Annotated in this window: 17 protein-coding genes; 8 read left to right on the top strand and 9 right to left on the bottom strand. The window is 60.6% G+C overall.

The features are described from left to right. From IEX75_RS02885 to IEX75_RS02875, 3 genes are read right to left on the bottom strand one after another with little or no spacing between them, the layout of a single operon-like run. A complete protein-coding gene (locus IEX75_RS02885; RefSeq protein WP_188792745.1) occupies positions 1-759 on the bottom strand; it encodes a metallophosphoesterase in 759 nt (252 codons plus the stop codon). A gap of 5 nt (positions 760-764) precedes the next feature. Continuing rightward, positions 765-1,208: a copper chaperone PCu(A)C gene (locus tag IEX75_RS02880; RefSeq protein ID WP_188792744.1), complete on the bottom strand. Its 444-nt coding sequence runs from the start codon at positions 1,206-1,208 to the stop codon at positions 765-767. Next, positions 1,205-1,813: an SCO family protein gene (locus IEX75_RS02875; RefSeq protein ID WP_188792743.1), complete on the bottom strand. Its 609-nt coding sequence runs from the start codon at positions 1,811-1,813 to the stop codon at positions 1,205-1,207. Before IEX75_RS02875 ends, IEX75_RS02880 begins: the two co-directional genes overlap by 4 nt. A gap of 84 nt (positions 1,814-1,897) precedes the next feature. Between IEX75_RS02875 and IEX75_RS02870 the strand changes: the two genes are divergently transcribed. After that, positions 1,898-2,281, top strand: a complete 384-nt coding sequence (locus IEX75_RS02870; RefSeq protein ID WP_188792742.1) for a DUF423 domain-containing protein — start codon at positions 1,898-1,900, stop codon at positions 2,279-2,281. 157 nt (positions 2,282-2,438) lie between these two features. Here the strand turns inward: IEX75_RS02870 and IEX75_RS02865 are convergent, their stop codons facing one another. Then, positions 2,439-3,965 carry a transglutaminase-like domain-containing protein gene (locus tag IEX75_RS02865; RefSeq protein WP_188792741.1) on the bottom strand — a complete coding sequence of 509 codons (1,527 nt, stop codon included), beginning with the start codon at positions 3,963-3,965 and terminating at the stop codon, positions 2,439-2,441. Positions 3,966-4,080: 115 nt separating this feature from the next. Here IEX75_RS02865 and purT point away from each other — a divergent pair, with 115 nt between their 5' ends. Further along, positions 4,081-5,262, top strand: a complete 1,182-nt coding sequence (purT, locus tag IEX75_RS02860; RefSeq protein ID WP_188792740.1) for a formate-dependent phosphoribosylglycinamide formyltransferase — start codon at positions 4,081-4,083, stop codon at positions 5,260-5,262. A 66-nt stretch (positions 5,263-5,328) separates the two neighbouring features. Next, a complete protein-coding gene (locus IEX75_RS02855; protein WP_188792739.1) occupies positions 5,329-6,846 on the top strand; it encodes an FMN-binding glutamate synthase family protein in 1,518 nt (505 codons plus the stop codon). Between the two features lie 161 nt (positions 6,847-7,007). Here IEX75_RS02855 and IEX75_RS02850 read toward each other — a convergent pair whose 3' ends face one another. From IEX75_RS02850 to IEX75_RS02835, 4 genes are all read right to left on the bottom strand, one after another. Then, complete coding sequence (locus tag IEX75_RS02850; protein WP_188792738.1) at positions 7,008-7,718, bottom strand: arginyltransferase; 711 nt, start codon at positions 7,716-7,718, stop codon at positions 7,008-7,010. Between the two features lie 154 nt (positions 7,719-7,872). Then, positions 7,873-8,271 (bottom strand): putative signal transducing protein, encoded by a 399-nt coding sequence (locus IEX75_RS02845; RefSeq protein WP_188792737.1) that lies wholly within the window; start codon positions 8,269-8,271, stop codon positions 7,873-7,875. A 9-nt stretch (positions 8,272-8,280) separates the two neighbouring features. Then, on the bottom strand, positions 8,281-9,147 hold the full coding sequence (gene tesB, locus IEX75_RS02840; RefSeq protein WP_188792736.1) for an acyl-CoA thioesterase II: 867 nt from the start codon (positions 9,145-9,147) through the stop codon (positions 8,281-8,283). Positions 9,148-9,203: 56 nt separating this feature from the next. Further along, positions 9,204-9,764 carry an N-acetylmuramoyl-L-alanine amidase gene (locus tag IEX75_RS02835; protein ID WP_423373144.1) on the bottom strand — a complete coding sequence of 187 codons (561 nt, stop codon included), beginning with the start codon at positions 9,762-9,764 and terminating at the stop codon, positions 9,204-9,206. Positions 9,765-9,934: 170 nt separating this feature from the next. On the opposite strand from IEX75_RS02835, the gene IEX75_RS02830 reads away from it, so the two are divergent. From IEX75_RS02830 to IEX75_RS02820, 3 genes are all read left to right on the top strand, one after another. After that, a complete protein-coding gene (locus IEX75_RS02830) occupies positions 9,935-10,462 on the top strand; it encodes an alpha/beta hydrolase (RefSeq protein WP_188792734.1) in 528 nt (175 codons plus the stop codon). Continuing rightward, complete coding sequence (gene rlmKL / locus IEX75_RS02825; RefSeq protein ID WP_188792733.1) at positions 10,459-12,645, top strand: bifunctional 23S rRNA (guanine(2069)-N(7))-methyltransferase RlmK/23S rRNA (guanine(2445)-N(2))-methyltransferase RlmL; 2,187 nt, start codon at positions 10,459-10,461, stop codon at positions 12,643-12,645. The genes IEX75_RS02830 and rlmKL overlap by 4 nt, the downstream gene beginning before the upstream one ends. A gap of 64 nt (positions 12,646-12,709) precedes the next feature. Beyond that, positions 12,710-13,108, top strand: coding sequence for a hypothetical protein (locus IEX75_RS02820; RefSeq protein WP_188792732.1), 399 nt, complete (start codon positions 12,710-12,712; stop codon positions 13,106-13,108). Between the two features lie 68 nt (positions 13,109-13,176). On the opposite strand, the gene IEX75_RS02815 is transcribed toward IEX75_RS02820, so the two are convergent. Then, a complete protein-coding gene (locus tag IEX75_RS02815) occupies positions 13,177-13,620 on the bottom strand; it encodes a DUF6491 family protein (RefSeq protein ID WP_188792731.1) in 444 nt (147 codons plus the stop codon). A gap of 167 nt (positions 13,621-13,787) precedes the next feature. On the opposite strand from IEX75_RS02815, the gene egtB reads away from it, so the two are divergent. After that, positions 13,788-15,038, top strand: a complete 1,251-nt coding sequence (egtB, locus tag IEX75_RS02810; protein ID WP_188792730.1) for an ergothioneine biosynthesis protein EgtB — start codon at positions 13,788-13,790, stop codon at positions 15,036-15,038. Further along, a complete protein-coding gene (gene egtD / locus IEX75_RS02805) occupies positions 15,035-16,006 on the top strand; it encodes an L-histidine N(alpha)-methyltransferase (RefSeq protein ID WP_188792729.1) in 972 nt (323 codons plus the stop codon). The genes egtB and egtD overlap by 4 nt, the downstream gene beginning before the upstream one ends. Positions 16,007-16,030 lie beyond the last annotated feature (24 nt).

The raw sequence follows: 16,030 nt of genomic DNA, 5'->3' as shown, positions 1-16,030 counted from the left end.
TCAGCTTACGTGCACGAGCTGGCGTGCCGTAAAGTGCGCTTCCGAGGGATAACCAAACGCATTGTTGATATAGGTAACGCCATCGATCGTCACGTGACGGTTCACATGGCTGTGTCCATAGACGTGCACACGCGAGCCGAGCTCGCGAAGCTGCGACTCCAGGATGGTCGTGCCTAGCACCGGATAGATCTTCCTGTGTTTTTCCGGAATGCGCCCGGGCATCACATCAATGCGCGGCAGAAAATGCGAAAACGTGATGATCTGTTGCGCGTCTTGCAACGCGGATGACGACATCGACGGATTCTGTTCGGTAAAGAAGCGCGTCAAGCTGATGTCATCGTGTCCAGGCCACTGGCAATTGCGGTAATCGGCCCAGGCGGCCTTGAGGTAGTCATCGGCTGTACCGAAGGAATAGTCATACCAGCCTAGCAGTGGCACGATGGCAAGTTCGCCGTCGCGATAAATGTCCGTGCGCACACCGTGCTGCCGGGTTGCCGCCAGTACGGCATCCAGTTTTGCGAAAGAGTCAGGCAGCCGCTCGCGATTGATCCACAGGTCGTGGTTGCCCGGCACGAACAATACGGCGGCAAAACGCTTGGTCAACGCCTTGAATGCATCCTCGAGCAGGTTAAGGCGGTCGGACACGTCGCCGGCGAGAATCAGCACATCACCGTTGTATTCGTGCTGTGGCAATTGCTGCAGCCATTCGCGATTGGCCGCATAGTCCAGATGCAGGTCGGAAATTGCAAAGACGCGCATGACATTCAATCGGTCGCGTTGGCCGGACGGACCTGAAAGGGTACGCGCTGGTGGCTACCGTCGGCGAAGTCCAGTGTGATGTCGACTGTATCGCCCGGCTTCAAGGCATGCGTTGCCTGCTGCAGCATCAAATGGTATCCGGCGGGCGCCAGCGACACTTGTCCATGGGCGGGAACAATCAGCCGGTCGAGCATATGCATGTCGCTATTGCCTGCCGGATCGGTGGTGCTCTGATGCAACATGGCCGATGCGTACGCAGCGCTGTGCACGGAAACCAGTGTGGCGGCGGATGAGCCTTGGTTATCCAACGTCACATACCCGCCTGCCGGCAGATCGGCGGGCAACAGGCGAATCCATGCATGGCTGGCCTTGATCTGATCGGCCTGCGTTGCCTGTACTGCTGGCGCAAGCAATGCCGTCAGCCCCAGCCACAGCAGGTAGCGTTTCATGTTGCGCCTCCAGGGCTTAGCAACAGATGCAGATCATGCACGAGCTTGTCCTGCGAATCGGTCGGCGTGGCAAGCAGACGAGCCTTGCCATGGGCGTCGAAGATATAGATGCCCGAACTATGGCTGACGTCGTAGCTGCCGCCCTCTTTGCCGGGCTCGCGGCTGAAGGCTGCGCGATAGCGCTTGGTAAGCGCTTCGATATCCGCAGGCGATCCGGTCAGGCCTATCACATGAGGATCAAATGCCGTGGCGTACGCATGCAGTGCCGCGGGCGTGTCGCGTGCGGGATCCACGCTCACGAACAGAATCTGCGCACCATCCGCTACTTTGCCAAGGCGCTGCATCACCACGTGCAGATGTGCAAGGGTCAGCGGGCACACGTCCGGGCAATGCGTATAACCAAAGTAGAGCAGAGCGACTTTCCCTTGATAATCCGTTGCCGTAACGGTCTTGCCCTGGTCATCGGTGAGCTGGAATGCGAGATCCGGCATGTGTCCGGAGATATCGGTGAGCTGCCATGGTGTTGCAGCTTCGTGCTGGCATGCCGCAAGCAGCATCCCGGCGACAAGCAGGCAGGCCAGGCGGGCGAAACGCGAGAGCTTCATGCAAGAATTCCTTCGCTGGAATCCGGTCAGGATACGCCACGCGCCACCGTTTCAGCGCTTCCCTTGCCATTGGAAACTGCGTCGATGCGACAACTTGCCCGATCCCGTGACGGAATGCTTGTTGGCCTTGCCGGAGCAAGCGCCGTATTGCTGGGTGCTTTCGGCGCGCATGCGCTGAAGGACGTGTTGGATGTAGTACAACGCGAACTCTGGCATACAGCGGTGCAATACCACTTCTGGCATGCCTTGGCGCTGGCCGCTGCCGCCCTGAGTCGGCCAGGCAGGGCACGCCGCGTGGCAACGTGGGCTTTCGCGGTTGGCATCGTGATGTTCAGCGGGAGCTTGTATGCCTTGGCACTAGGGGCGCCACGATGGACTGGCATCGTGACCCCGTTCGGGGGTGTGGCGTTTATCGTTGGCTGGTTGGCGTTGGGGGCAGGTCTGAAGACGCAACCGGATTCGGTGTGATTCGTGGTCCATCATCGGCTTTACCTTGCCCAGCCTGAGTTGGCCGTTGGCATGCAAGGCTTGGCGCAATGCGTATTCGATCTGCGCGTTCTCCGCACTGAACCACTATGCCGTCCACCGTGGCCTTGTGTTCTTCGTCCAGGCCGCGTGAGGGGATTTATCGCGTCCCAGTGAGGGTTCCACCATCCCCGCTACCCGCGGCGGCGTTGATCCCGCGCGCATCATAAATTTCGGGGAAGGTCTGCACTGCGTCGATCTGGATGCTGCCAAACTCATCGGCGGCATTGAAGTAATGCCACGGATTGCCGTCGCCGATCTCCAGGGCGATGTGGCCGGTGTCGAAATGCGTGGTGGCAGGGTCGAAACTGCGCCAGCGACCGTCGATCCAGGCGGTGACCCAGGCATGCGGCACGAATACACGGTCCTTGTTGTCGTAGCGGTCGGTGTAGAGCATGCCCACCACGACGCGGGCGGGAATATCTTCCGCGCGTGCCAGTGCAGCCAACAGCACGGCGTATTCGGCGCAGTCGCCGCGACGATCCCGTGCGACTTCCACGGCGGAGGCATAACCGATATCCAGCCCACTCTGCGAGAGATAGCGACTGACGAAGGCGCTGAGGTTGCCCATGATGTGGCGTTTGCTCTGCGCATTGCCGGCAGCAATGGCGGCAAGCTGCCTGATTTCGGATGCATCTGACTGCAGCCATGCATTGGGTTGCGTGTCGGCGGGGGTCGGCGGGTTCTGTCCATCGAGCTTGGCGCGATACACATTGATCCGCCATTCGCCATTGCCCAAATCGATAACCGTTTGCTCATCCGTCCTGGCGAACGGCATGGCGATGGCGTGATTGGCGACATGCACGCGATAGCTGAGGAAATCCGACAGCATGTCCGGTGTGATGTAGCGCGGAGAATCGACCACGGACGAGTTCATCATGTCCAGGCTTTGCGTGGGTTCCTCGGCGCAAGCCTCGCTGCAGACGATCATGTCCATGGGCCTGCCCAACATGAACAGCGAGCCTTTGCGGATATTGCCTTCTGCATCCAACCATAGATCGACGGTCTGAGTGTTTTCGGCTCCGCGCAGCATTTCGCGCTGGTGGCTCAGTGTTTCCACGTGGTTTCTCAGATCCACGCGTTCGTTACCGATCACCTGCATTTGCAGGTCCATTGGTTCCTGGCTTGCCTGGTTGTACACCACCAGGTGGTATTGCTTGCCGGGATGGGCGATCGCGGCTTGCATGGCCATGCGTTGACCTTCCACCAGCACCGCACCCTCCGGCCAGGTGGTTACCGAGCGGAGGGTCTGTCCACCGGCGGTATTGACCAATTGAAGACTGCCGTCGGACAGACGCGTGCCTTCCATCTTGGTCTGGGTGGCAGACATCATGCTGGTCATCGTGAAGCTGATCGGCACCCCGGCAGCGGTTTCCACGCTGCGGCTGACGTTGATGTACGGCACCGCCTTGTGGCTGCGCTCGATAGTCATCACCAGCGTCTGGGTAGTGGTAACGGTATTGCCGACTTGTTCGCGCTGGATTTCCTCGTGACCGATCTTGTGGCCATTGAGCAGTACGGTCATCCAGGTGGTTTCAGAGGACGCAGCATCCACAGCGGCCTTGGCAGGGCTAGGGGCAAGGCACAACATCGACACCAGCAAAAGCGGGGCGATCCTGCTGCGCATATGCGATCCGTTGGGGAGCGGAGTCGAAGCTACTGAATACCTGCGGCAGGACCTTGTCAATCTGCGGTGCGGCAAGGCGATCCACGTACAATGGCGTTTTATCCGGAGACCGTAAATGAAGCCTTTCGGCACGCCCTATTCCGATCATGCCTTGAAGGTGCTTTTGCTGGGTGCGGGCGAGCTTGGCAAGGAAGTCGCGATTGAGTTGCAGCGGTTAGGCGTGGAGGTGATTGCGGTGGATCGCTATGCGCATGCGCCGGCAATGCAGGTGGCGCACCGCAGTCACGTGATCGATATGCTGGATGGCAACGCCCTCCGCGGCCTGATCGAGCAGGAAAGGCCGGATTTGGTCGTCCCTGAAATCGAAGCCATCCACACGCCAACCCTGGTGGAGCTGGAGAAAGGTGGCTTGAAAGTCATTCCGACCGCGCGCGCTGCCTGGCTGACCATGGATCGCGAGGGTATTCGCCGCCTTGCCGCCGAACAGCTGGGTTTGCCAACGTCACCTTACCGGTTCTGCGACACCGATGCTGACTATCGCGAGGCAGTGGCTGCCATCGGCTACCCCTTCGTGATCAAGCCGGTGATGAGTTCATCCGGCAAAGGGCAGAGCACGGTGCGCGATGTGGCAGGTGTGCAGCAGGCCTGGGATTACGCCCAATCCGGCGGTCGTGCCGGCAAGGGGCGCGTGATTGTGGAGGGTTTTGTTCCCTTCGATTACGAAATCACGTTGCTGACCGTGCGGCACCGGGACGGTACCTGCTTCTGCGCGCCGATCGGCCATCGGCAGGAAGACGGTGATTACCGCGAATCCTGGCAACCGCAACCGATGAACGAGGCTGCCCTGGCCGACGCACAGCGCCAGGCCGAAGCCATTACCAGCGCGCTAGGCGGCTGGGGCGTGTTCGGCGTGGAGTTCTTCGTCAAGGGCGATAGCGTGATCTTTTCGGAAGTCAGCCCGCGACCGCACGACACCGGGCTGGTCACGCTGATCTCCCAGGATCTATCGGAATTCGCGCTGCATGCGCGCGCGATTCTGGGCTTGCCCATTCCGGCCATCCGCCAGCTGGGGCCTTCGGCCTCGTGTGCGGTATTGATGGAGGGCGAAGGCCGTGCGCCGCGCTATCACGGTATTGACGAGGCGCTGGCAGAACCGGATACGCAACTGCGCATCTTCGGCAAGCCGGAAGTGAAAGGCCGCCGCCGCATGGCGGTCACACTGGCGCGCGATAACGATATCGACGCGGCCACGGCCAAGGCGATTCGCGCGGCAAAAGCCATTCGGATCGAGTTATAGGGGATTTGCGTCCTCCCTCGCTTGCGAGGGAGGGTGTATCGATAGCAACGAGTTGGGAGAAAAGGGATGGAATCGTCAGGCTTCTCGCATTGGCTGGTCGTGCTGGTAGAAACCTTTGCCGTGCTATTCATGCTGCTGGTGGTGATCGCCATCCTGGTGGTGCTGGTGACCTGGTTCGTCGACCGCCACCAGACGCACAACTCCGTGTTGCGCAATTACCCGGTGATTGGGCACTTCCGTTATTGGTTTCTGCATCTGGGCGAATTCTTCCGCCAGTACCTGTATTCCAGTGATCGCGAAGAAATGCCGTTCAATCGCGCACAACGCATGTGGGTGTATCGCGCGGCGAAGAACACGGAGAACACCAATGCCTTCGGTTCCACACGCGATCTGCATCTGGAAGGTGTGCCGTTCTTCGTCAATGCCGCGTTTCCCGCATTGGGCCAGACGCATGTGAAACCGCAGCCCGTGCGCATCGGGCCGTATGCGCGCGAGCCTTATGATCATGCGGCGTTCTTCAATATCTCGGCGATGAGTTTCGGTGCGCTATCTGCACCGGCCGTGCGTGCGTTGTCGATCGGCGCTGCCAAGGCCGGCATCTGGATGGACACGGGCGAGGGCGGTCTGGCGCCGTATCACCTCGAAGGCGGTTGCGACATCGTGTTCGAAATCGGCACGGCCAAATACGGCGTGCGCACACCAGATGGCAAGCTGGACGATGACAAGCTGCTGGCGATTTGCGCTCACAAGCAGGTGAAGATGGTCAGCATCAAGCTGGGACAAGGCGCCAAGCCCGGCATGGGCGGCTTGCTGCCCGCGGCCAAGGTCACGCCGGAAATCGCTGCGATTCGCGGTATTCCGGTGGGTACGGATTCGCAAAGCCCTAATCGCCACCTGGATATCGGCAACGTACGCGAGCTGATGGATTCGATCCGGCATATCCGCGATCTCACCGGCAAGCCCACCGGCTTCAAAGCGGTGTTTGGCGACATGGGATGGATTGACGAGTTGTGCGATGAAGTGGCCAAGCGCGGCATCGAAAGTGCACCGGATTTCATTATCGTCGACGGTTCAGAAGGCGGCACTGGCGCCGCACCGCAAACGCTGATGGAAGGTGTCGGCCTGCCATTGCGCGAGGCTTTGCCGGAACTGGTGAATCTCCTGATCGAGCGCGGTCTGCGCGATCGCATCAAGGTGATCTGCTCGGGCAAGTGCATCGCCGCGTACGATGTCGCGTGGGCGCTGTCGATGGGCGCGGATTTCGTGAACTCGGCGCGTGGCTTCATGCTGGCGTTGGGGTGTATCCAGTCGCTGCAGTGCAATCGCAATACGTGTCCCACCGGCATCACCACGCAGAATCCACGTTTGCAGCGTGGTCTGGTGGTGATGGACAAGAGCGAGCGCGTGGCGAATTACGCGCGCAATGTGATGCATGAAGTCGGCATCATTGCGCATAGCTGTGGCGTGGATGACCCGCGTGAACTGGATCGCACGCATTGCCGTGTGATGGGTGACGATGGGGTGTCGGTGCCGTTGGTCAAGCTGTTTCCGTATCCGCAGGCGGCAACTGTCGAGAAAGCTTGAGCTTGCCCCAACGTCATGCCGGCGAACGCCGGAATCCAGCACAAACATGCTGTGCGCAGCACTCAACATAAAAAGGTTTTGTGTGCTTCGCACGAAGGGTTTAATTGGATTCCGGCGTTCGCCGGAATGACGAGCGCTCCGATCATGTGGGCCGAGATAGTTCAATCCCGCTTCAAATCCACCCAGCCTTCCGCTGTGCGTACCTGCAGCGGCTTGAATCGCCGCTTGTAATCCATCTTCGGGTGGTTCTCGATCCAGAAGCCTAGATACACCCACGGAATGCCACGGCGCTTGGCCAACTCGATCTGTTGCAGAATGGCGAAAGTACCCAAGCCGCGCTCGTGTTCGTCAGGATCGTAGAACGTATAGACGGCTGAAATACCGGTGATGCACACATCCGTCACCGCCACGGCCAGCAGACGCTCGCCCTCGTGTAATTCCAGGAACACCGTGGGGCTCCACGGCGCAGTGAGGAAGCGGCGGAAATCGCTTGCTTCGGCTTCATCCATGCCGCCGCCAGGATGGCGGGTGCGCAGGTAGCGTGAATACAGCGCATGGCGCTCGCTGTTGTAGCCGGCCATGCACTCGCGCACGATCAGGTCGTCGTTGCGCTTCAAGCAACGGCGTTGCGAACGGTCCGGCTTGAAGTTCGCCACGTCGATGCGGCACGGCGTGCATGCATGACAGCTCGGGCAATGCGGAAAGTACAGATGCCCGCCGGCGCGACGGAAGCCGTGATCCAGCGCTGCGCCATACAGACGGTCCAACTGCGGGGCAGCTGGATCGATCACCAGATTCTGTGCCGTGCGCCCTGGGTAATAACCGCAGGCGTGCGGCAGCGTCTGGAACAGGCGGACATGATCGGAGCGCATGGCCTGATTCTATGACCGCCGCCGACCGCTTTGGCAAGGTTTTTAATAGATGTACTGGCGAGTCTAGCCAGAGTCGCAGGTTGGGTTGGCGCAGCGTAACCCAACACTTCGAGGCGACATGGTTGGGTTACGCTGCGCTAACCCGACCTACCTGCTAAATGACGTGCAGGTAATGCAGCGCCAGCACCATGAACACGCCGACGATCGCCAGCAGCACGATGCGCCGCGCCCTTGCCACGGTATGTTCACGGCGCGCATACAAGGACGCCACCGGATCGCGCGAAATCCTGAGCTCCTCGGCGTGGCGCACTTGCGGCTCGATGCCCAGCCCGCGCATCAGCTCGCGAGCCTTGGTGTAGTCATCAGCTTTGCTGACCCATACCTGGGGCCACGCATCCCGGTTTTCGTTGCGCTGGGAGTAGCTGAAGCGCTGATAGCTGGGACGGTTCCAATTGGAACGATTGGTGATGGTGGTTTCGATGCCGTTTTCGGCCAGGAGGGCCGCCACGCGATCGATATTTTCTTGACGGGGAGAGGTGTAGAGCAGACGCATGGGGTCAGTTTACTCGTCGCGCAACCGGATCAGGCCCTCTTGGGCGGTAGAGGCCACCAGCGCGCCGTCACGGCTGAAGATCTGCCCGCGTGCCAGCCCACGCGCGCCCTGCGCCGTAGGGCTGTCGAACGAATACAGCAGCCATTCGTCCGCCCTGAACGGGCGGTGGAACCACATGGCGTGGTCCAGACTGGCCATCTGCAGATTGGGGGTGAGATAGGAAATGCCGTGCGGCAAGGTGCTGGTGCCGATCAGGTGGAAATCCGATGCATAGGCCAGCAGCGCCCGATGCAGCGCCGGCGAATCGTCGACTGGCGAGGTGAGTCGCAGCCAGATATGCTGGATCGGCGGCCGTTTGGCCGGATGCAGTTCATCACGCGGCCACACCTGACGGAATTCGAACGGACCATCGCTGCCGAGCCAGCGCTGCAGCTTCACCGGCAGACGGGCCAGTTCTTCCGGCGGCACGCGGTGCATCGGCTCCACATCCTCCGGGTCCGGTACTTCCGGCATGCTGGATTGATGTTCGAGTCCTTTTTCCGGTACTTGGAACGAGATCGCGCAGTTGAGAATGGGCTGGCCGTGCTGGATCGCCACGATGCGGCGAGCGGAAAACGTGCCGCCGTCGCGCGCGCGTTCCACGCTGTAAACGATCGGTGCGTCGATGTCGCCTGCACGCAGGAAATACGCGTGCAGCGAATGCGCCTCGCGCGAGGCATCCACCGTTTGCTGCGCAGCAGACAACGCCTGGCCAAGCACCTGGCCGCCGAACACGAAGCGCGTGCCGATATCACGGCTCTGGCCGCGGAAGAGGTTGTCTTCCAGCCGTTCGAGCTGCAGCAGCTCGACCAGTTCCTTGACGTGTGTATCCGACATCGCGCTTGGCCCCTGAAGTAAACAGCCGGGAATTATAGCGGGGTGGTCCTGCAACCTCAGTGATCGGCGTAGATCCGTCGCAGACCGCTGCCGACGAGCACTTCCGGCCATGGAAACAGCGGACCGGGATCGAGCTTGCGTGGTACTTCCCGGCCAGGATCGTTACTCGCGGGTACGCGGGCGGTGTCCAAGTCCTCATGCCCGGCGATCTCGTGCAGGTTGGGATATTCGGTGCGCAACTGTGCCAGCAGCGCGCGTAGTGCGGTGATCTGCGCCGCGGTGTAGGGCTCGGTCATGGTTTGGTGACGCGAGTCGAACCAGGTTGGATAACGCCCCCGATTTACCAGCTCGATGCCGATCGACTGCGGGTTGTAGCCGCGTACGTGATGCGCCACCCGGGTGCCGGGTACATAGCGATATACCGAGCCATCGCGATCGATGTAGTAGTGGCCGCTATTGCCCGTGCCGGTTTCATACAGCACGCGTTCCCCGTATTCGCGCGCGGTCGCCAAGTCGGGCAATTCGGTGCAATGAATAACAACCAATGTGACATGGCTCGCCGGGCGTTCCGGCAGCTTGGCCACATAGGGCAGGGGCTGGTCATGGATGGTCAGCATCGGCATGAGCCGTAGGTTGGGTTGGCGCAGCGTAACCCAACAACGTCGCGTGGAAGTGTTGGGTTGCCCCTGGATCAAGTCTGGGGTGACCCAACCTGCAACCGTGCCGCATCTGGCACATCACCAAGCAGCTATCATGCACGTCCCGCTGAGCAAATACGGAGATCGCCATGCCCGGCCACGTCATCCTCTCCCATGGTTCGGACACCGGTCCGGATGCCATCAAGGTCAGCGTACTGGCGAAGGTCGCCGAATCGATGGGCTGGACCACCGAGCGACCGGACTACCGCGAGGACGACAAACTGGGTCACGCCGAGTCGATCGAGCCGCGCATCGCTCGCTTGCACCAACGCATTGCCGCCTGCCAGGCTCCGCCGGTGCTGGTCGGGTCCAGCATGGGGGCTTTCATCTCCGGCCTGGCCTCGCTGGAGGTCCCGGTGGCAGGGCTGTTCCTGCTAGCCACGCCGGCATTGATTCCCGGTAACGATCTCGCTTTTGACGTTCGCTTGGACGTGCCGACACTGATCATGCACGGCTGGCGGGATGACGTCTGCCCGCTGGATGAAATCTACGAGTTCGCCGGTAGGCGCGAATTGCCGTTGCTGATCGTGGATGACGACCATCGGTTGAGCGCGCACATCGATACGATCAGCCGCCAGTTCGGCTTCTTTTTGGAACAGTTGGCGAATCAAGCTTGAAGCAGTTCTTTGCAACTTGCCCGAAAGGGCTCGAATACTTGCTGCGCGACGAATTGATGTCGCTCGGCGCCGTTGACGTGCACGAAGCGCTGGCTGGCGTGCGTTTTTCCGGCAGTTTGGAAACGGCCTATCGCGCCTGCCTGTGGTCGCGCCTGGCCAGTCGCATTCTGTTGCCAGTGACGGAATTCGACGCACCATCCGATGATGCGCTGTACGCCGGTGTGCAAGCCATCGAGTGGCCAGAGCATCTCGCACCGCACGCAACGCTGGCCGTGGATGCCAATACAGCACAAAGCAAGCTGACGCATAGCCAGTACCTGGCACAACGCGTCAAGGACGCGGTGGTCGACCAGTTTCGCCAGCGCGGCCACGCGCGTCCCGACGTGGATACCGAAGAGCCCGACGTGCGCATCAATTTGCGCCTGCGGCGTGATCGCGCAACGGTGTCGATCGATCTCGCCGGCGCACCTTTGCACCGCCGTGGCTGGCGGGAAACCCAGGGCGAAGCGCCGCTCAAGGAAAACCTCGCGGCAGCGATGCTGTTGCGTGCGGACTGGCCGGCCATCTACGCACAAGGCGGTGCGCTGCTTGATCCGATGTGCGGCTCGGGCACGTTGTTGATCGAAGGCGCGCTGATGGCGGCCGATGTTGCGCCGGGCCTGCGCCGCGACTATTACGGTTTTCTCGGCTGGAAGCAGCATGACATCGCCCTGTGGCGAAGCTTGCTCGACGAAGCGAACAAGCGCGCGGAAACCGGCTTGCCTGCGCTGCGCAGTTGCTTCTTCGGTTCCGACACGGATGCGCGCATGGTGCAGATGGCCAAGCGCAACGCGCAGGAAGCCGGTGTGGCCGGGTTCTTTACGCTCGATCGCCATGACGCGCAGCACGTGCGCCCGCCATCCGGCTTCGCGCAAGGGCTGGTGATCACCAATCCGCCGTATGGCGAGCGATTGGGTGAGCGCGAAAGCCTGCCTAAGCTATACCGCAGCCTGGGCGAAACCCTGCGCGATCATTTCACCGGCTGGCGCGCGGCCGTGCTTGCCGGCGATGCCGAGCTGGGCCGCACCATGACGTTGCGTGCGGAAAAGAAATACGCGCTTTACAACGGCGCGTTGGAAACCGTGCTGTTGATCTTCGAACTGCATCCACGCAACGAAACGTTGCGCGAAAGGCCGCCGCTTTCACCTGGCGCAGAGATGCTGAAGAACCGACTGGAAAAGAACGTCAAGCACCTGCGCAAACGGCTGGAACGCGAAGGCGTTCATGCCTGGCGCGCGTACGATCAGGATCTGCCGGAATATGCAGCGGCGATCGACGTGTATGCCGATACCTCCGGCAGCACGCACTTGCATATCCAGGAATACCGCGCACCCGCGGATGTGCCGGCCGAGCTGGCGCGTATGCGTCTACGCGAGATTGCGCGCGTGGCCGGCGAAGTCTTCGACACACCGCGCGCGCGCATCGCCATCAAGACACGCGAGCGTGGTAAAGGTGGTTCCAAGTACGGCCAGTTCGATCAGCGCGGCGAATTCATCGAGGTCGAAGAAGGTGGCCTGACATTCCTGGTGAATCTCTACGATTACCTGGATACCGGCCTGTTTCTCGACCATCGGCTGGTTCGCGCGAAAGTGCACGAACTGGCGGCAGGCAAGCGTTTTCTCAATCTGTTTGCCTATACCGCCACAGCCAGTGTCTACGCAGCAGCCGGTGGCGCGCGTGATACGACCAGCGTCGATCTGTCGGGCACTTATCTGGAATGGGCATCGCGCAATCTTGCGCTGAATGGGTTCACTGGCGAAAAACATCGCTTGATGCAAGCGGATGCCACCAGTTTTCTGCAGCGCACGCACGAGCGTTACGGCTTGATCTATGTCGATCCGCCGACTTTCTCCAACTCTAAGCGCGCCGACGATTTCGACGTGCAACGCGATCATGTCAAGCTGCTCTTGGCTTGCGCGGATCGTCTCACGCACGATGGCGTGATTCTGTTTTCCAACAACTTCCGCCGCTTCTCGCTCGATCACGAAGCACTGTCGCCACACCTTGCGATTGAGGCGTGGGGAGCAGGCAGCATTCCGTTTGATTTTTCGCGGCGCGCAAATATTCACGATTGCTGGCTGTTGCGTCCGCACGCGGCTGAGGAGCAGGTAAATCCGTGGGAAAACGCACGCGTTAAGAAATGAAACCCTTCAGTACAGATTAAGCGCCTCAAGACCACCATTCACACCATACAGACGGAGGTGTGCCATGTTCAAACGTAGTGTCGGCAAGTTCGTTGCGGTTGGCTTGGCCTTGGCGGCAGCCGGGGCTGCATTGCCGCTCAGCGCTTCGGCGCATCCCTGGGGCGGCCCGGGTTGGCATGGTGGTTATGGTTGGCACGGTGGCGGCTACTACCGTGGCGGCTGCTGCTATCGCGGTGGTTATTGGAGCGGTGGCCGCTGGATTGCCGGCGCTATCATCGGTGGTGCGGTAGCGGGTGTTGTCGCTGGCGCCGTAGCAGGCCCGCCGGTGTATTACGCACCCCCGCCGACCGTGGTCTATACGCCGGGTACGGTGGTTTACCAGGCCGCGCCGCCGCCGGTGGTGACCACCACAGTGATTACGACGGATCCGTACCAGACACGCTACGTCGGTCCGGCCCAGTGATCGTGATGTGACTCAAGGCGAAGACTAAAGAGCCCGGCACTGCCGGGCTCTTTTTTGTTTTGTGCGCCTCACGGATTTTTGCTTGGCTGTTGCGTTGTCACGCTGTGGTACTTGGCGTGATTGCGATAACCATCAAAGGTTGCTTCATCGATCAGGCTGACCGATTGGATCGCACAGCCGGGCTGATATCTTGATCTCACTTTTTCGCCTACACCGCCGCAGATGCGAAACGGCGCCGTGGCTTTGTCGGATTGGCTGGGCACAAACATCAGGCCCGGATTGCCGATGCCCAATTTGTCGCAGCTCGCGGTCAATTTCACCAGATAGCGCTGATATGGGCCGGTACGCACGATCGCCGTTTGCGGATCCACGACGTGCCATTCGTTGATCTGGTCGGTGCGAATGCAATCCTTATAGGGTAGGGAGTTGCGTGCGGGCATCGATTGCGCCCATGCGGACGTTGCGATGGCGGCAAGCGTCAAAGCCATTGCTGCAGACATGACGATTTTCATGGAAGTCACCTCACGCTGTCTGGGATGCCCGAGTGCAAGCCATATTCCTGCCATGTCCACATCACAGAATATGAACAATCGCTGCGGCATGGTGGTTGTATGATCGCCCGCTATACCGCGCTCCACAAGGTGTCTCGCAGCACGTTCGCCCCTATCGAGCATGCGTCATGAATGTGCCTACATTCACCGTGTATACCGAGGATGCCGTTGCGCGGTTCATGCGCATACGGCGGCAGACGCTGGCGCTATGCACGGGATTGAGCGGCGAAGACCTGCAAGTGCAATCGATGCCGGATGCCAGTCCCGGCAAATGGCATCTGGCCCATACCACCTGGTTCTTCGAGCAATTCGTGCTGGGTCACGACCTGGCCTACCGGTCACTCAATCCTGAGTGGTATTACCTGTTCAACTCCTACTACGAATCGGTCGGGCCGATGCATGCGCGTCCGCAGCGCGGTCTGTTGTCGCGGCCGACGCTCGATGAGATTTTCGATTACCGCGCAAACATCGACGAAGCAGTAGGCGAACTCCTGCTGCGTGGCGTCACGACGGAACTTGCCGCACGCATCGAACTTGGTTTGCATCACGAACAACAGCATCAGGAACTGCTGCTTACCGACATCAAGCACATGTTGTCCTGTAATCCGCTGCTGCCGGCATATCGCAACATGTCGGCGCCAAACCAAAGCAAAACCTCGCCCCTGCGTTTCTTGCCTGGGCGGGAAGGGCCGGTCGACATGGGTCACGAAGGCCATGGTTTTGCCTACGACAACGAAACGCCGCGTCATACCACCTGGCTTTCCTCACACGCGCTCGCCAATCGCCTGGTAACCAATGCCGAATACCTCGCCTTCGTGCGCGACGGCGGTTATCAAGAAGCAGGCTTGTGGCTGTCTGATGGCTGGGCGCAGGTGCAGCGCGAAGGCTGGCAGCGGCCGCTGTATTGGCAGGAAGACCTGGCCAGCGAATTCACGCTGGCCGGTGTACACCCGCTGGACCCGCATGCGCCGGTGTGCCACATCAGCTATTTCGAAGCGGACGCGTTTGCCCGCTGGGCCGGTGCGCGCCTGCCTACCGAAGCCGAGTGGGAAGACGCCGCGGCGCAGTTGCCGATCCACGGCAATTTCCAGGAAAGCCTCCGTTTTCAACCCAACGCCGTGCCGCTGGGCGAGGGTCTCTTGCAGATGTATGGCGATGTGTGGGAGTGGACCGCTTCACCCTACGTCAGCTATCCAGGATTCAAGCCTTTGCCCGGTGCGCTTGGCGAATACAACGGCAAATTCATGAATGGCCAATGGGTCTTGCGTGGTGGCTCGTGTGCGACGCCGCGTGATCACATTCGGGCCAGTTACCGCAATTTTTTTCCGCCCCATGCCCGCTGGCAATTCGCGGGCATTCGACTGGGACAGGACCGATGAGTGTTCAAGCTTATGCAGTACGTGACGAACAACGCCCACCCGATAACTTGCTACTGCAAGTCGTGCAGCGTGGCCTGCGCTCGCAGCCCAAACGCCTGCCTTCCTGGTTGTTCTATGACGAACGGGGCTCCGCCCTGTTTGAACAGATCTGCGAGCAACCCGAGTATTACCTGACCCGCGCCGAGATCGCACTGCTGAATCAGCACGCCGGTGACATTGCCGAGGTGCTCGGCCCCGACGTGCGCCTGGTCGAATACGGCAGCGGCCATGCGATCAAAACGCGTTCGCTGTTGGAGCATCTGGCCACACCGGTGGCATGGGTGCCGATCGAGCTGTCCTCCGAACCCTTGCGACACAGCATGGAACGCATGGCCGGCTATTTTCCGCACCTGCCGATCCAGCCACTGGCGGTGGACTTCACCCGCCCGTTGCGGTTGCCGGTACCGCCGCGTGCGCCGCGCCGCACCGTGGTGTACTTCCCCGGCTCCACCATCGGCAACTTCGAAGATCGCGAAGCCGCGCAGTTGCTGCGCAAGATGCGTGGAGAAATGGGCGACAACGGCGGCATCCTGGTCGGCGTGGACTTGAAGAAAGATCGCGCAACGATCGAGGCGGCGTACAACGATCGCGCCGGTGTCACCGCAGCATTCACGCTCAACATGCTGGTGCGCCTGAACCGTGAACTTGGCTGCAATTTTGATCTAAGCGCTTTCCGCCATCGTGCGCGCTACAACGCGATGGCGGGAAGGATCGAGACGCACATTCTCAGCGAACGCGATCAACGTGTTCGCGTAGGCCGCTTGCAGGTGCTGTTTCGCGAGGAAGAGGCCATGCTGGTGGAATACAGCTGCAAGTATTCGTTGCAGGATTTCGCAGCGATGGCGGCGACAGCCGGGTTGGCCGTGCAGCACGTGTGGTTTGATCCGGAGCGGATGTTCAGCCTCCAATACCTCACACGTGCCGCGTAGGTTGGGGTGAAAACCCCAACATTG

It is taken from the genome of Dyella nitratireducens (assembly GCF_014642835.1).
GTDB classification, from domain to species: Bacteria; Pseudomonadota; Gammaproteobacteria; order Xanthomonadales; family Rhodanobacteraceae; genus Dyella_B; species Dyella_B nitratireducens.
The sequence above is the reverse complement of the archived record's forward strand: the minus strand, read 5'-3'. Positions and strand labels throughout refer to the sequence as shown.

What these genes read in the sequence shown, in the direction of transcription:
- IEX75_RS02885 (WP_188792745.1), bottom strand. Translation starts at nt 759, where the DNA reads ATGCGCGTCTTTGCAATTTCCGACCTGCATCTGGACTATGCGGCCAAT.
- IEX75_RS02880 (WP_188792744.1), bottom strand. Translation starts at nt 1,208, where the DNA reads ATGAAACGCTACCTGCTGTGGCTGGGGCTGACGGCATTGCTTGCGCCA.
- IEX75_RS02875 (WP_188792743.1), bottom strand. Translation starts at nt 1,813, where the DNA reads ATGAAGCTCTCGCGTTTCGCCCGCCTGGCCTGCCTGCTTGTCGCCGGG.
- IEX75_RS02870 (WP_188792742.1), top strand. Translation starts at nt 1,898, where the DNA reads ATGCGACAACTTGCCCGATCCCGTGACGGAATGCTTGTTGGCCTTGCC.
- IEX75_RS02865 (WP_188792741.1), bottom strand. Translation starts at nt 3,965, where the DNA reads ATGCGCAGCAGGATCGCCCCGCTTTTGCTGGTGTCGATGTTGTGCCTT.
- purT (WP_188792740.1), top strand. Translation starts at nt 4,081, where the DNA reads ATGAAGCCTTTCGGCACGCCCTATTCCGATCATGCCTTGAAGGTGCTT.
- IEX75_RS02855 (WP_188792739.1), top strand. Translation starts at nt 5,329, where the DNA reads ATGGAATCGTCAGGCTTCTCGCATTGGCTGGTCGTGCTGGTAGAAACC.
- IEX75_RS02850 (WP_188792738.1), bottom strand. Translation starts at nt 7,718, where the DNA reads ATGCGCTCCGATCATGTCCGCCTGTTCCAGACGCTGCCGCACGCCTGC.
- IEX75_RS02845 (WP_188792737.1), bottom strand. Translation starts at nt 8,271, where the DNA reads ATGCGTCTGCTCTACACCTCTCCCCGTCAAGAAAATATCGATCGCGTG.
- tesB (WP_188792736.1), bottom strand. Translation starts at nt 9,147, where the DNA reads ATGTCGGATACACACGTCAAGGAACTGGTCGAGCTGCTGCAGCTCGAA.
- IEX75_RS02835 (WP_423373144.1), bottom strand. Translation starts at nt 9,764, where the DNA reads ATGCTGACCATCCATGACCAGCCCCTGCCCTATGTGGCCAAGCTGCCG.
- IEX75_RS02830 (WP_188792734.1), top strand. Translation starts at nt 9,935, where the DNA reads ATGCCCGGCCACGTCATCCTCTCCCATGGTTCGGACACCGGTCCGGAT.
- IEX75_RS02820 (WP_188792732.1), top strand. Translation starts at nt 12,710, where the DNA reads ATGTTCAAACGTAGTGTCGGCAAGTTCGTTGCGGTTGGCTTGGCCTTG.
- IEX75_RS02815 (WP_188792731.1), bottom strand. Translation starts at nt 13,620, where the DNA reads ATGAAAATCGTCATGTCTGCAGCAATGGCTTTGACGCTTGCCGCCATC.
- egtB (WP_188792730.1), top strand. Translation starts at nt 13,788, where the DNA reads ATGAATGTGCCTACATTCACCGTGTATACCGAGGATGCCGTTGCGCGG.
- egtD (WP_188792729.1), top strand. Translation starts at nt 15,035, where the DNA reads ATGAGTGTTCAAGCTTATGCAGTACGTGACGAACAACGCCCACCCGAT.